Source organism: Ensifer sp. VA4, from assembly GCF_055710065.1.
Map to the genome: position 1 here is coordinate 13,697 of NZ_JBVQPO010000021.1, position 14,174 is coordinate 27,870.

At 60.3% G+C, this 14,174-nt stretch carries 17 protein-coding genes; 5 read left to right on the plus strand and 12 right to left on the minus strand.

What is annotated here, in order from left to right:
- The first annotated feature begins 85 nt into the window (after positions 1–85).
- On the plus strand, positions 86–547 hold the full coding sequence (locus AC0C6X_RS27605) for a histidine kinase (protein WP_173518390.1): 462 nt from the start codon (positions 86–88) through the stop codon (positions 545–547).
- 97 nt (positions 548–644) lie between these two features.
- On the opposite strand, the gene ppk2 is transcribed toward AC0C6X_RS27605, so the two are convergent.
- From ppk2 to AC0C6X_RS27625, 4 genes are all read right to left on the minus strand, one after another.
- A complete protein-coding gene (gene ppk2 / locus AC0C6X_RS27610) occupies positions 645–1,502 on the minus strand; it encodes a polyphosphate kinase 2 (protein WP_472956243.1) in 858 nt (285 codons plus the stop codon).
- Entirely contained in the window at positions 1,471–3,267 is a 1,797-nt protein-coding gene (locus tag AC0C6X_RS27615; protein ID WP_247961043.1) for a SulP family inorganic anion transporter, read from the minus strand. The genes ppk2 and AC0C6X_RS27615 overlap by 32 nt, the downstream gene beginning before the upstream one ends.
- A gap of 548 nt (positions 3,268–3,815) precedes the next feature.
- The gene (locus AC0C6X_RS27620; protein ID WP_173518387.1) at positions 3,816–4,016 is read right to left on the minus strand and encodes a hypothetical protein; all 201 of its coding nucleotides are present in this window, start codon (positions 4,014–4,016) and stop codon (positions 3,816–3,818) included.
- A gap of 430 nt (positions 4,017–4,446) precedes the next feature.
- Positions 4,447–4,935 (minus strand): RidA family protein, encoded by a 489-nt coding sequence (locus AC0C6X_RS27625; RefSeq protein ID WP_173518386.1) that lies wholly within the window; start codon positions 4,933–4,935, stop codon positions 4,447–4,449.
- 193 nt (positions 4,936–5,128) lie between these two features.
- Between AC0C6X_RS27625 and AC0C6X_RS27630 the strand changes: the two genes are divergently transcribed.
- The gene (locus AC0C6X_RS27630; RefSeq protein ID WP_247961042.1) at positions 5,129–5,827 is read left to right on the plus strand and encodes a TetR/AcrR family transcriptional regulator; all 699 of its coding nucleotides are present in this window, start codon (positions 5,129–5,131) and stop codon (positions 5,825–5,827) included.
- Positions 5,828–5,918: 91 nt separating this feature from the next.
- Here the strand turns inward: AC0C6X_RS27630 and AC0C6X_RS27635 are convergent, their stop codons facing one another.
- Complete coding sequence (locus AC0C6X_RS27635; RefSeq protein WP_247961059.1) at positions 5,919–6,890, minus strand: DMT family transporter; 972 nt, start codon at positions 6,888–6,890, stop codon at positions 5,919–5,921.
- A 143-nt stretch (positions 6,891–7,033) separates the two neighbouring features.
- Between AC0C6X_RS27635 and AC0C6X_RS27640 the strand changes: the two genes are divergently transcribed.
- A complete protein-coding gene (locus tag AC0C6X_RS27640) occupies positions 7,034–7,963 on the plus strand; it encodes a LysR family transcriptional regulator (RefSeq protein ID WP_173518384.1) in 930 nt (309 codons plus the stop codon).
- 209 nt (positions 7,964–8,172) lie between these two features.
- On the opposite strand, the gene AC0C6X_RS27645 is transcribed toward AC0C6X_RS27640, so the two are convergent.
- The 3 genes from AC0C6X_RS27645 to AC0C6X_RS27655 form a co-directional block, all read right to left on the minus strand.
- The gene (locus AC0C6X_RS27645; RefSeq protein WP_173518383.1) at positions 8,173–8,628 is read right to left on the minus strand and encodes a carboxymuconolactone decarboxylase family protein; all 456 of its coding nucleotides are present in this window, start codon (positions 8,626–8,628) and stop codon (positions 8,173–8,175) included.
- Between the two features lie 23 nt (positions 8,629–8,651).
- Positions 8,652–9,068 (minus strand): cupin domain-containing protein, encoded by a 417-nt coding sequence (locus AC0C6X_RS27650; protein WP_247961041.1) that lies wholly within the window; start codon positions 9,066–9,068, stop codon positions 8,652–8,654.
- Between the two features lie 163 nt (positions 9,069–9,231).
- Positions 9,232–10,440, minus strand: a complete 1,209-nt coding sequence (locus AC0C6X_RS27655) for an NAD(P)/FAD-dependent oxidoreductase (RefSeq protein WP_247961040.1) — start codon at positions 10,438–10,440, stop codon at positions 9,232–9,234.
- A gap of 273 nt (positions 10,441–10,713) precedes the next feature.
- On the opposite strand from AC0C6X_RS27655, the gene AC0C6X_RS27660 reads away from it, so the two are divergent.
- Positions 10,714–11,253, plus strand: a complete 540-nt coding sequence (locus tag AC0C6X_RS27660; RefSeq protein ID WP_173518380.1) for an RrF2 family transcriptional regulator — start codon at positions 10,714–10,716, stop codon at positions 11,251–11,253.
- 185 nt (positions 11,254–11,438) lie between these two features.
- Here AC0C6X_RS27660 and msrA read toward each other — a convergent pair whose 3' ends face one another.
- The 4 genes from msrA to AC0C6X_RS27680 all read right to left on the minus strand — a co-directional run bounded on the left by msrA (position 11,439) and on the right by AC0C6X_RS27680 (position 13,277).
- The gene (gene msrA, locus AC0C6X_RS27665; RefSeq protein WP_472956247.1) at positions 11,439–11,954 is read right to left on the minus strand and encodes a peptide-methionine (S)-S-oxide reductase MsrA; all 516 of its coding nucleotides are present in this window, start codon (positions 11,952–11,954) and stop codon (positions 11,439–11,441) included.
- Positions 11,955–12,398: a peptide-methionine (R)-S-oxide reductase MsrB gene (gene msrB, locus AC0C6X_RS27670; RefSeq protein WP_173518378.1), complete on the minus strand. Its 444-nt coding sequence runs from the start codon at positions 12,396–12,398 to the stop codon at positions 11,955–11,957. It lies immediately after the preceding gene.
- Between the two features lie 90 nt (positions 12,399–12,488).
- On the minus strand, positions 12,489–12,644 hold the full coding sequence (locus tag AC0C6X_RS27675; protein ID WP_173518377.1) for a DUF1127 domain-containing protein: 156 nt from the start codon (positions 12,642–12,644) through the stop codon (positions 12,489–12,491).
- A 96-nt stretch (positions 12,645–12,740) separates the two neighbouring features.
- The gene (locus AC0C6X_RS27680) at positions 12,741–13,277 is read right to left on the minus strand and encodes a YkgB family protein (RefSeq protein WP_472956250.1); all 537 of its coding nucleotides are present in this window, start codon (positions 13,275–13,277) and stop codon (positions 12,741–12,743) included.
- 259 nt (positions 13,278–13,536) lie between these two features.
- Between AC0C6X_RS27680 and AC0C6X_RS27685 the strand changes: the two genes are divergently transcribed.
- A complete protein-coding gene (locus tag AC0C6X_RS27685; protein WP_247961037.1) occupies positions 13,537–14,169 on the plus strand; it encodes a TetR/AcrR family transcriptional regulator in 633 nt (210 codons plus the stop codon).
- The last annotated feature ends 5 nt before the right edge of the window (positions 14,170–14,174 follow it).

Here is a 14,174-nt window from a genome sequence, read left to right on the forward strand (position 1 = left end):
TTGCGGGACGTCTTTGGTGTGCGGCGCACGGCAGGCGTGTAGTCCAATGCCACAGTGGTCCCATTGCTTGAAGTGGATCGACGTGATGGCTGAGAATAAGAATGCGGGCGCACCTCCGAGTGCACAGGACCTCCGAATGCAGATCCTCCAGCGGGAAATGGAGGAGATGGACAAGGAGCGGCGATTGAAGGCGATCGAGGAACAGAAACACGCCGATTTTGCCGCAGATTTTCTTGAGAAACAGGTGACGGAGGAGGAAATCGCCATCGTTCGCCGCCTTGTGGCGAACGCCGTCAAGGCCGGCAAGTTCGAAGCGATGGTTTACAGCTTCCCCTCCGAGCTTTGCAGCGATAGCGGTCGCGCAATCAACAGTGGCGACCGCGACTGGCCGCAGACGCTGCAGGGCAAGGCGAAAGAATTTTTCGATCGCTACCAGACCTATGGCAAGCCGCAGGGCTACAAGCTGAAGGCGATGATCATCAACTTTCCGGGCGGCATGCCCGGCGACGTCGGGTTCTTCCTGAACTGGGCGCCGGACAAGGCCTGAACGCGACCGACTCCCGTGTCGGTAATCGCGTCGGCACCCGTGCTTCAGCGCATTCAACCTTCGGAAGCCCGCGCCGCAAGACGCGGGCTTCCTAGTCCTAGAAAACGTCAGGTACCGTCCTGCGAATGTGATCATCGTCCGCGAAGTCGTTCGGCCGCTTCTGGCGCTTGCCGAGGTCCGGTTCGATAAACTTCACACGTTCGTAGGGGATCGAGGCGAGCATGTGCGAGATGCAATTGATGCGCGCCCGCTTCTTGTCGTCTGACGGTACGATCCACCAGGGGGCATACTCCGTATCCGTCATGCGGATCATCTCGTTATAGGCCCGAGTATAGTCCCACCAGCGCCGATAGGACTCGACGTCCATGGGGCTGAGCTTCCATTGGCGCAACGGATCGACGATGCGCTGGCGGAACCGGCGCTCCTGCTCCTTCTCGCTGACATCGAGGAAGTATTTGAGCAGGACGATGCCGCTTTCGACCATTGCCGCTTCGAAGCGCGGTGCGAGTTCGAGGAAGCGTCGCGCGCTGTCTTCCGAGCAGAAACCCATGACGCGCTCCACGCCCGGGCGGTTGTACCAGGAGCGATCGAAGATCACGACCTCGCCGGCAGCCGGCAAATGCTGGATGTAACGCTGCATGTAGATCTGAGATTTTTCCCGGTCGGTGGGCGCGGGCAGGGCGACGACCCTGAAGACGCGGGGGCTGACGCGTTCGGTCAGCCGCCTGATCACGCCGCCCTTGCCAGCGGCATCGCGTCCCTCGAAGACGATGACGATGCGAGCGCCGGTCTTTTTCACCCAGGCCTGCAGGTGCGCAACCTCTTCCTGCAGTCGGGCAAGCTCCTTGGCGTAGCCGCCGGACGACCGCTCCTCTGGCGCTGCTGCTTCGGCAACCTTGTCGGCGTCGTTCTTGTTCTTATTCTTATTCTTTTTCTTGCCTTCGTGTTTTCCCATCTTTCTCTCCCGTTTCGAAGCTATGTGCTGTTCCCATGGCGTTGGAGTTCGCAGCGATTTCCCCTTCCGGCGCCTGGCTTTCGCCATACCGGGCCTCGTAAGCGTCGAGTGCATCCTCCATGCCCTCGAAGATCATGTTCGGCCCGATTCTTTCGATGATGCCGGCCCGGTCGAGCAGGGCGCGCGCATCCGTGTGCAGCTCCGCCAGACCGAGTGCGATGCCCCCCGCCTTCAACTCATCAGCAAGATCCCCGAGCATCTCGGCGGCGGTGCTGTCGATCTGGGGGATCGCACTGGCATCGATGACGAGCCAATGGGCGGGCGGCGGCAATTCTTCGGCTATGGCGGTCAGGCGCGCTCGCACATAGTCCGCGTTGTAGAAAAGCAGGCTGTCCTGGATCATGCAGGCACCGAAGCCCGGCACCGGCCGTGCATCCGGCGCGCGATGCAGCTTGTAGAAGCCATCCCGACCAGGGATTCTGCCGAGCAGGGCGTCGTGCGGATACATGGTCTGCAGCAGGAGATAGATCAGGGTCGCAGCAATGGCGATGACCACGCCATTCAACACACCGAGGCCGATTGGTCCCCATAAGGCGATCAGCGCAAAAACGAATTCGATCCGGTTGATGCGCCATATCCGTCTGAGGCCCTCGATATCGATCAGGCTGAGAGCCGTTGCCGCGAGTATCGCGCCCAGGCCGGCGATCGGCAGGATGCGCAGAACGTTGCCGAGGAACAGGAGCACCGCCATGAGGGTAGCGGCCGCGACGAGGCTGGCGATTTGCGAACGACCGCCGACGGCGAAGTTCACGGCGGTGCGGGAATCCGAGGCCGTCACCGGAAACGTTCCGAACAGTCCGGCCGCGAAGTTTGCCGCTCCGAAACCCGTCAGTTCGCGGTTCGGGTCGACACGGTAGCCGCCGATCGTAGCGAAGCTACGGGCGGCGATGACACCGGAGCCGAAACTGACGAGGAAAATCGCCGCCCCGCCGGTAAGCAAGGCGTCGATCGGCAGGTTGTCGATGCGCGGCAGCACGAGCGATGGCAGCCCTTGCGGGATGTTGCCGACGATCGCCATGCCGCGCCCTTCGAAGTCGAAGAGAAAGGAAAGCAGCACGGCCACGAAAACGACGATTACCGGGCCCGGTATGGGTGAGCGATAGATGCGGGCCACTTGCAGAAGTGCAAAACAGGCCAGGGCGAAGGCCAAGGTCGGCCAATGGATCGAACCGACTTGTCGCAGGAGCTCGAGCACGGGCGATATGAGTCCTTCGGACTCGATATCGACGCCGGTAAAGCGCTTGATCTGCCCGACCAGGATCGACAGCGAGATGCCGGCGAAGAAGCCGGTCAGGATCGGGCGTGACAGAAAGGTCGCGAGCACCCCGAGCCGTATCAGGCGCGCAAGCAGGCACAGGATGCCGACGATCAGCGCCAGCAGCGCGGCCGCCGTCACGCGGTCGACCGTCGCGCCGGGGGACGCGAATACCGCTGTCAGAACCGCTGCCAGCACGGTCATCGTCGCAGCATCCGGTCCCACGATGAGTTGGCGCGATGGACCGAAGAGCGCATAGGCGATGAGCGGCGTTATGCTGGCGTAGAGACCCGTTTCGGCAGGCAGTCCGGCTATGGCGGGATAGGCGATGGCGCTTGGCAGGCCAACGGCGGCAATCGCAAGTCCAGCGGAAATATCGCTGCGCAGCCAACTCACCCGATAACCATCCAGGTTCGCGAGTAACGGCAGGCGAGGCAGGTGAAACGGCATGCTTGTGCCCCCGGATTATGCCTCCTCCAACCGGCAACGGATTCATACCCATGGGAGGGGCAAACGGTTGGACCATAGCATTGGAAATATTAGAGATGCAAAACTTTTCGTTTTGGCGGATTCTGCGTAATCCGCGAAAGTTGCATCGGTCGCATCATGCAGGTTCCTGCAACGTGTGACATCCCTGAAGGCCGCCCCAGAATGGCCGGATGCGAGAAGTCCCGTGGCGGCAAGCTATCACTGTGCAGCGTGTTTACTGCGGACGGCGATCCAAGCGCGTCCGGCGCTGCCTCGCTGCTTGTCGCCCTATGAGATGGAGAGTTCGAAGTCGGATATCTGGGCGATCCAACGCAAGTTCCCGTCTTGGAGAGGCGCCGGAAAGGCTTGGTCCGGCGCCAAGGCTCCGCAACGAAGCTTGTTGCCGGATGGCGATGCGGTATCGACTCCCGTGGCGGTCCGCGCGAGCGCAGGTGAACGACGGCCTCTCGGTGTGGACGGAGCACTGCCGTCAGTGCGCGGTCCACTGAAATGCCGGCCGGGGCGCCTTGTTACACCTTGGGCATGATACCTTTGTTGACGAGCCAGGTCTCGAAGGTGCCCGGGCATCCTTCGCTGAGCCATTTTCCCCGATAGGAAAAACCGGGGGTGACGCGCCCGCCGCCGACGAGGCCATCGTCATAGCGGCCGACGAGCCCAACTGCCTTGTGCATCTTTCCGGGATGTTTTCTCTTGGTCTTTGCGAGCTTCATTGAATGCCCCTACGCACTACAACCTAAAGCAATAGCGTCCCACAATGCACGCGTCCGTCAAGGATTAGATAGGTGCGTAAATGGGGTTAGGAGTCGAGAAAAATGCGATGCGCCGATCGATGGGCGCAGCCAAAGTCTGCCACGCAAGCATGTTCCAACGATCTCGACGTTCCAGGAACAGACTCGGTTCTGTCGGTCGGCAGCCGCAGGCTTTGCCATGACGCAGCCGCAAGGTTTGCCGACCGCAAGTTTCAGTCGAAAGCTATGGCGCCTGGCTGATTGCCCGGCTCCGAAGGGTGGCAAACTGAGATCGGCGGCGCCGTCGTAACCGCGAAGGGCAGGGGGCAGAAGGGCGGCGGGTGGCGGCTTGTATTTACGCCCCACCGCCGCCGCCCTCTATCGACATCCTCGCGGGCCAGTCCGAGCAATACTATTGCAGAACGACGACGGCTTCGACCTCGAACAGCATGGGGTCGACTGCGAGGTTCGGAACGGGAACCAACGTTTGTGCCGGCAGCGCGGTCCCAAACATTTCCCTGACGTTCTCGGTCAACACCCCAAGCTTGGACATATCGTGGTCGACCACGAAGATTGTGAGCTTGGCAACCTGGTCTGGCCGGGCGCCGAGTGCGTCGAGGGCAGCGCGCAAATTCGCATAGGCCTGCTTAACCTGAACGGCGAAGTCGGGCGACAAGGCTCCCGAGCTGTCTTGCCCCCCCTGTCCGGAGATGTAGGCCACCCGCGCACCAGGGGGCGTGACCACCGCGGTGCTGTAGCCATTCGGCGTCGGGTCGTAGAGCGTCTTGGGATTGACAATGGTCAGCTCGAGATTGCCCTCGTTGGCTGTTGCCGCACTGGGAACTCCAATGTTCATGATGACTAGCCCTCCGGTAAGCACATGTTTGACTGTGCGTGACATGATTTTCTCGCTCCGAACGCCATGAGCACGGGCCTCGCGCCGGCATAATGTGAACCTTGAGACCAATCGTCGATGATTGACTCGTACGATGTACGATTTTTTTTGCATCGTACATTGTACGAGTCAATGGGTGAGGTCGACATTCACTGTGTTTCCGGCCAAATTCGGGGGGGCGAATGAAAAGGAAGACGGAATGGTGGCCAAAAGCAGCGGCGCCCGGACTAAACGATCACAACGGAAAAGTGGGAGTCGCCAATCCAGCCGGGAACCGCGCGGCGACGGTTCGCTCTCCCTCGAACGTATCATAGCGACCGCTATCGAACTGCTGGACGCTCAAGGTGTTGACGGATTGACGATGCGACGGCTGGCTGATCGTCTCGGCTCAGGGGTGATGAGCCTCTATTGGCACATCGACACCAAAGAGGATGTTTTTGATCTCGCACTCGACGCGGTGCTCAAATACCGTGGCTTTTCGCAAACGGGTGAACTCGGAGAATGGCGCGCAGAAGTCGTCGATATGCTCGAGGACTGGCGCGTCTGCATGCTGCGTCATCCTTGGTCGGCTTCGCTGCTGCCGAGCCGTGCGCTCGGCGCCAACATGCTGCGTCGCTTGGAACTGCTGGGCAGCAGCTTATCGCGTGCCGGTGTCGCCGATGCGGATCTCAACGTTGCGATCTGGTCGCTTTGGAATCATGTCCTGGGCGCCACCGTCACACGGGCAAGCTTCGACCTGTCGGATGAGGACAAGGCAGCGGCGCAGCAGCGCCTTACGCATCTCAGTGAACGCTACCCGACGATCGAACGCTCCCGTCTCTTGTTGGAAAACGACTGGGACGGCACCTTCAGGAAGGGCCTCGATTTCCTGCTGGATGGTCTGACGCCGAAACTGTGATCGGGTTCGCGTCGAGGCCGTCGAAGTCTTCCGGCCCGGCATCAATGACGATCTTGCCGAGCGCGGCTAGCGCCTTCGATCGCCACGAACCTCAGGATGGCTGCGGAATAGCCTCGTTCATATCGACCTGTTGGCCATAGAACACACGGATGGCTAGAACGACGCCAGCGATCAGTACTACAACGCCGGTGGCCTCCATCATTGTGGGCCATCGCGCATGGACAACGAGCCCACCGATCACGCCGAAGGCGGTCTCCGAGACGATCAGTTGCGCCGCGAGCGCGACGGGCAGGGCACGCGAAGCGACATTCCACGCCCACACCCCGCACACTGTCGCCATCAGGGCGAGCGAGGTCCCCCACAAATATAGGGAGCCGGCCGCTTCCCAGCCGAAACCGAGTTCCGGAAGCTGAAAGAGGCCCATCGCTGCACCAACCGGGTAGAATGCGAGCATCTGCACACCACCGCCGATCAGGATGAGCGCAGACCACGTACCTGAGGGCATGTCAGGGCGAATTGCGAGCGCCGCCTGATTGGCGATCGCAAACCACACCCATAGTCCAACCGCCGCAAGAGCAAGCGGAATACCAATCCAAAGCGACCGAACGGAAGTGAGGCTGTCAGTTGTGAATGCCGAGCCGTTGACCAGAATGAGACCCATCACCACAAGTGCGAGCGGCGTCATCAAGAAGCGCCACGGGAGCGACTGCTGACGCCGGTTTCCAATGATCGCCAGCACGATCGGCACCAGGCCAAGGAAGGCCGGCGCAATGACCGGTCCACTGAAGATTGCAGCTCCCGTCACCGTCAGAAAGTAGCCGACGTAGCCGATGAAGGCCAATCCCGTTGCCGCCATGGCGTTGCGGAACGTCAAATGGCGTAGAGCCGTCTCTCGTCTCGAAAACAAAATGACAAGACCAACCAACGCCGAGACGACGTGCCGGATCAGGGCGAAATCGAAGGTGGAGTAGTCACCGATAATGAATGGCACGATATAATTGAGGGAGAAGGCAAACGCTGCAAAGAGCGCCGCGAATACGCCGACCGAAAATTGCCTGTTCATCATGAGCACAGCCTCGAGCGTTTGAATGAGCTTTGCCGATTTCTCATTGCCCAGCTCCGTTTCTACGATGCTTAAAGGGATAGACCTTCCCTTCGGCCCGTTCGACGCCTAAGTTCGCAAGAGGGTTTTCGAAAAATAGAAACATGAACTGGAACGATGTCCGCTACTTCCTCGCAGTGACACGCCAGGGCGGCCTCACCGGCGCTGCGCGTGAGGTGAAGGCCAGTGCTTCCACGGTCGCGCGACGAATAGAGACCCTGGAATTCGCATTGAAAACGCGACTGTTCGAACGCAGACCAGAAGGCTATGAACTGACGGATGCGGGCCGCGCCATGGTTGAAAAGGCGACGGCGATTGAAACCGCAATGCACGAGCTGGAGGGCAGTTTTTGCGGGCAGGATGGTAGCGTCTCGGGAACGGTGAGAGTTATCACCGTCGATGCGCTTGCCCATCATCTCCTGATGCCAAGCCTGCCGGCGCTGCAGGATGCCTATCCCGACCTCTCGTTGGGAGTTGTGGTCAACGCCGCATCCTTCGCCCAACTTCCGCAAAGGGAAACGGATATCGGCCTTCGGCTCTGCCGTCCTGAACAGGGCAATTACGTGGTACGCCGGATCGGTATGATCGCATTCGGTCTTTACGCGTCGAGTGATTATCTGAAGCGCTATCCCGTTCGGGAAGATCAGTTGCCCATCACCGGCCATCGGCTCATCACCTGGGGCGACCCCTTGTCGTTTCTCTCTCTTCCCACGACGTTGCGCTCATGGGTCGATAGCGGTGTCACCAATTTGACGGTCGATTCCATGCAAGCGCAGCTGTTCGCGATGAAGGCGGGCAACGGCATGGGCGTGCTGCCGTGCATTCTCGCGGACAAGGAGGAAGGGCTAGTCCGGGTCAAGCCGGACCTTTGCCGGCAGGAAGAGCCTATCTGGCTGATCGTCCATGAAGGGGTTCGCGGCGCGAAACGCATCCGCGTCGTCTGCGAGTTTCTCGAGACCATCGTGAAGCAGGGGCAGCGGGCGCTTTCGGGGGGGATCCCTATCGAACATCAAGGCACAAAACGCGAAGCCTAAATGTCGCGGGGCTGGTACCTCTGCACAGCTTTTCAGCAGTCGCGCTGGACAAGGGCAGGGATGTTCCAGTGTGAGGACGTCGTTGACGCCTGCAATAATCTCATAAGCACTGCGTGCGGAACATCCTGGACGACATCGTGGAGGCCGGCAGCGACCTGGAGACTTTGCGGGGCGCGGGGCGACCGCGCGCCCCGCAAATGCGGCGTAAGCTATTTTTCAATCGCAGCCTGTGGCGTATTGCGGAAACTGATCGCCATTCGGTTATAGGCGTTCATCAGGCTGATCGCGATCGTCAGGTCAGTGAGTTCACGCTCGGTGAATTCGGCACGTGCCGCTTCATAGGCTTCGTCCGGCACACCCGTCTCGGCGACCCGCGTGACCGTTTCGGCCCAGGCAAGGCCTGCTCTCTCACGTTCATCGAAGAGGTTGCCTGCCTCCTTCCACGCCTGCACCAATGCGATCTTCTCGATCTGTTGGCCCTTCTTCAAAAGGTCGCGCGTGTGCATGTCGAGGCAGTAGGCACAGTTGTTGATCTGCGAGATGCGCAGATAGACCAGTTCGACCAGCACCTGCGGCAGGCCACTCTGGAGGACGTAGCCGTATACACCTCCAAGGGCCTTGGCGCCAGCCGGAGCGATTTGGTTGTAGTCGAGACGCTTGCTCATTTGTTCGGTTCCTTAAGTCGGGTTTACTCGATGGGGGTGGTCAGGGTCTTCTCGCCGCTATCAAGGACGAAGACCGCGAGGAGCCTTGCGGGCTTGGTCTTGCTGACGTTGCGGCTGACGAGGTGCTTGGAGGCCGGCGGTTCGTACCAACTCTCGCCGGCGCGATAGGTCTCGGCCGCACCGTCATTGACCTTCGATTCGATTTCTCCAGAGAGGACGTGGGCAAAGATGAACGACGAGTCCGCGTGACTGTGCGGGACGGAGGCTCCGCCCGGTGGGTAGTCGACGATCACCACTTTCATCGTCTTGCCCGGAATGTTGGGTATCGCCTTTTCGAAATGCGGCGTGACCGTTTCGGTGGCGCCATGTGCTGCGACTGGCATGGCGGTGGCTATGGCGGTGGCTGCGTAGGCTGCACCCACGATGAACCTTGCATTCATGACGACATTCTCCTTTCATGACGTCTTGTGGGAAAGCGAGCCCACCGCCTTCCAGAGAGGACGAAGGAGCGGGCTCGCTTGTGGCAGCCGGCGCGGCTTGATCGGTGCGCTGGCTGCCAAGTGGTCGTCGCTTCGTAGGCGGACCTCTTGGCCGCTCCCACGATCAGGCGACCACGATGCGAAGAGGGTCGGCAGCCGCAAGCGCTGCTGCGCGTTCGGCACTCGGCGGATAGATCCATTCGGTGTTGATCTTGGTTTTCAGCCTTTTGGCTTCGTCACCCGAGAGCTTGACCTGGCGGTCCCAGCCTTCCGTGTAAACGGCGCCCCACGGGCCGAGGTCGAGGCACGTCACGTACTTTTGTTGGCTGTAGGCGATCGGATCCGTTCCGAGCAGATCTGCCGCGACGTTGTGTCCAGCGGAGCGCCCGAGGTTTTGAGCATGTTGGCAGCTCATCATCGTACGGTTGCCTATCTCATCGGTTGCCGCGCAGGCGACGTCGCCGGTTGCGAAGACGTTTGCGTGACCGATGACCTTCAGGTTCCGATCGACATGGAGGCGTCCAAAAGAATCTTTGTCCGCATCGATCTGGCTGGTGATCGGGTTGGCGCGAGCGCCAGCCGTCCAGATGACCGTTGCTGCGTCGATGCGTTCACCGGATGCCAGGGTGACGCCGTTTTGGTCGATGGCAACGATCGGGGAACACAAGCGCGTCTCGACGCCGAGTTCCGAAAGCGCCCGCTCGATGACTGGACGCGGGCCGGGGCCGAGATCCGGTCCGATTGCATTGCCACGCTCGACGATCACGACGCGAACATCCGCGTTGTCTCCAAGTGCGGCGCGAAGGCGATGTGGCAATTCGGCGGCCGTTTCGATGCCGGTGAAGCCGCCGCCGGCGACGATCACGGTGTTGCGTGCAGGGGTTTCCGGCAGACGACCCAATTTGGCGATGTGTTCCTCCAACTCCGCCGCATCGGCAAGCTGGTCGACATTGAAGGCGTGGGCAAGCCCCGGGATATCCGGTCGAAACAGGACGCTGCCGGTGGCAAGAACAAGCTTGCTGTAGCCGATCGTCTGCTCGTGGCCATCCTTATCCGCGTAGGTAACGGCGTTGTCCGCTGCCGAGATGGACGTCGCGTAGCCCTTGATGAAACGCACGCCGACATTGGCGAAGATCTCGGTGAGGGGCGCCTTCATCTTCGCCGCGTGCTTTTCGTAAAGACGGGGGCGAATGTGCAGCTCGGGTTGAGGTGCGATCACGGCAACCTCGACGGAACCGTCGGCCTTTCCCTGCTGGTCCAGTAGCCGCATGGCGCCGAGTGCCGACCACATTCCGGCAAATCCAGCGCCGATAATCAGAATTCGTTCACGCATTTCTTTTCCTCAGACAAGGCTTCGCCATCGGCTAAACAGGGCCAGCCATCGGGCATTGCCGTTTCGGTTAGGAGTCTCCGGAGGCGGAGACGGTTTTCGCGATGATCCAATGTCGTCGCTTAACTACGACTAGCGCAGTCGTAGTTAATCAGCAACGATAAATCCGGTCGATTTCGGAAACGCATTGTCAACGCGTCGGAGACACCCAAGGACTTGCGCCGGAGAAGCTTCGATGTTATCTCCGACTGCATTTGTCGGTGTTTTGGTGTTTCCGTGGCTCACATAAGCGCAGGCGTCGAATACGCTCTCCACTGTCTCCTGTTCCTCATCGAGACGGAGGAGTTAGACCAGCCGGCAAGTGCACGCGATCTCGCCGAGCTGCAGAAGATTTCCACCGAATTCGTTGCGAAGCTTTTCACTAAGCTCCAGAAGGCCGGCATCGTCGTCGCCCGAGAAGGTATTGGCGGCGGTTTTGCGCTTGCCCGCCCCGCCACCGACATCACCGCACTCGATGTTATCGAGGCCATCGACGGACGGAAGCCGCTGTTCGAATGCAAGGAAATCCGTGGCCAGTGTGCGCTGTTCGGCGATCGGACGCCTGCCTGGGCGGAAGACGGCGTCTGCTCCATTCACGCGGTCATGATCGAGGCCGAAAAGCGGGCGAGAGAAGTGATGGCTGGCCATACGCTGGCGACCATTGCCGCACGCGCATCGTCAAAGGCGCCCAAGGAACACGCGGGCAACATAAAGGATTGGCTTGCCGCCCGGACACCGCAACGCCGCCGCCGCGGCATCTCTGCGAAGGCTGGGTGATGCTCGGTGCCGCGCCTGACCGCCTTTTCGAGGGCCGTACGCTCAAATTTTCCTGTTTGCAGAGAATATCGAGGCCTGCGCGATAAACGCAGTCGCAAAGGTTCTTCCCCTGGTGTCGCCTCAGGCTTGGGAAAGTTCGGGCAAGCTGTCTGCTCGCCCGAATTCACGCCGACATCGGAGGTCAGTTATTCAGCGGCTGAGCGCTGCGGCAGAACCCAGTTCTGGCGCGGGAAGTGGCAAGTGTAGCCGTTGGGATAGCGCTCCAGGTAATCCTGGTGCTCCGGCTCGGCCTCCCAGAAATCTCCTACGGGCTCCACTTCGGTCACGACCTTACCCGGCCACAGGCCTGAAGCGTTGACGTCTGCAATGGTGTCCTCGGCTACCCGCTTCTGCTCGTCGTCGACGTAGTAGATTGCCGAGCGATAGGACGTGCCGATGTCGTTGCCCTGCCGGTTCTTGGTGGTCGGATCGTGGATCTGGAAGAAAACTTCCAATATCCGCCTGTAGCTGATCGTCCCCGGATCGAAAACGATCTCGATACCCTCGGCATGGGTGCCGTGGTTGCGGTAGGTGGCATTGGGCACATCGCCGCCGGTATAGCCCACCCGCGTCGCGATGACCCCGGGAAGCTTGCGGATCAAATCCTGTATCCCCCAGAAGCAGCCACCAGCCAAAACAGCTCTTTCAGCTCTATCGGTCATTCAGATATCCTCCACCTGGTTGATGAATGCGCCGTAACCCTCCACCTCCATTTCCTCGCGGGGAATGAAGCGCAGGGCGGCGGAATTGATGCAGTAACGCAAGCCGCCTCGATCCCTAGGCCCGTCGGGAAAAACATGGCCAAGGTGACTGTCGCCATGTTTCGAGCGCACCTCGGTGCGGAGCATACCATGGCAACGGTCCTGTAGTTCCTCGACATTGGCAGGCACGATCGGCTTGGTAAAGCTCGGCCAGCCACAACCGGAATCGAACTTGTCGGCCGAGGCGAACAGCGGTTCGCCGGAAACGATATCGACATAGATCCCCGGCCTCTTGTTGTCATTGTACTCGCCCGTGAAGGGACGCTCGGTCCCGCTCTGCTGCGTTACGCGAAACTGCTCGGGCGTCAGCTTTTGGATCGCTTCGTCTGTCTTTCTGTAAGTCATTCCTCGTCTCCAATAGGGTATGCTGCTTGGAACCGGCGTTGAAGCTGCGACGGTGGTGCTCGGCACGCCGGCCCACGCGTCCGGGCTTCGTCACCAGTTGAACTGTCGGCGAGCGATATCGTCGATTTCGAAGCGGTAGATGCCGATGTCGTCGAGCTGGTGGTCGCTGTATCGCCCGAGTTCCAGAGCGGTCTGGCGGTAGCGCTGATGCGCGCGGATCCTCGATATAAGATAGTGCATGATCATGAGGCGCTCCTCTTGTTCAGCCGGCGGATCGCCGGAGATGGTGTAGTCGCAGTTGGGCTGGATGAGGGCACACCCTTGGGCCGCCCTTTTCGTCAATCAGGCCCGTGTCGCACGGAGCGCCGCAAACGAGTCGACGGCGATCCAGAGAGAGAGGGCGAAGAGCCCGGCGTCCTTGAGCAGAAACTGCCCGGGCGCAACGGAGATCGCCGGAAAGCCGAGCTCAGGCACAAACACCCCGGGGGTCGTTGCCATGAAGCTGAGGGTCGTTGCGAAAAGTCCAGCCGAAAGCAATCCGCCGACGAGCGAGTAGATCGGCTTTATCAACCGGGCCACAATGAGGACGGCAATGCTGAGTTCGAGGAAGCCGAGGAGGTTCGAGAAACCCTCCGCGCTGAACAGCGAATAGGTCCAACTCAGCAAGGGATTGTTGCTGACCAGGCTGACCAGGCCCTCCGCTTCATAACGGGTAAACTTCATGCCGCCGAACCAGCCGTAGATCACGGCGAGGGAGCCATAGAGGCCAGCGGCAGTGACGGCTTGACCGTGGCTGTCGATCAGGTCGAGCGCTAAGGTGGCGGAACGAGCGTGGACACGCGGACGCGCCGCGCCGCGGTGTGCGAGATCACGAAGCATTGTCTTCTCCTGGTTGGTGGCGTCGGGCAATTCTCCCGACTAACCTGGTATTCGATACAGATCTGTATCGTTGAGTGATTAATATACCGATCTGTATCGTTTGGCAATCCCGGCTCTGGAATTTTGTGGTCGCCGTCGTTCAATGGGAACTACTCGCGAGTGCGAGCGCGCGCCGCCTTTTCGAACTGCAGGTCTCGCTTGCATTTCCCAGACAGCACAATAAAATGATACAAATCTGTTTTGTTTTTTTGAGGCTAACATGCGCCGTTCAGAGATCCGCGGTCATCTGCTCGATACCGCCCTGCGCCTGTTTAACCTGCACGGCTACCAAGCGACCGGCATCGATCTTCTCATCGCCGAGGCTGGGGTGGCCAAGACGACGCTCTATCGGCACTTCGAAACCAAGGAGGAGCTTATCCTCGCTGCCCTTGGGCGGCGAGATGAAGAATCCCGCGCTGAAATGCGGATCTTTGTCGAGCAGCGTGCGGACGATCCCTATGAGCGCCTTCTGGCGACTTTCGATTTTCTGGAGGCCTCGGTTCGGGACAAGCAGTTCCGCGGCTGCATTTTCATGAGCGCTGCCGGGGAACACAAGGAAGCCGTCGATCCGGTCTTCCGCGCCGCCTTGATGCACAAGCGGCTCGTTCTCGCCTATTTTGAGGAACTCGCGCATGCCGCCCGTTTCGCGGAACCGAAACGCGTCGCAGAGACGATCAACCTGCTGCACGAGGGGGCGACCGCCGTTGCGCAAATGACGCGGACGGGCGAGCCGGTCCGGCAGAGCAAGCGCATGGCGGAGAACCTGCTTGCACAGGAGGTCCGCGCGCCTTCGGAACCGCAGGGCAGGAGCGCGGGTACCGTACCGCATGCGAAGACTTCGAACGCTGGCTAAGCAAC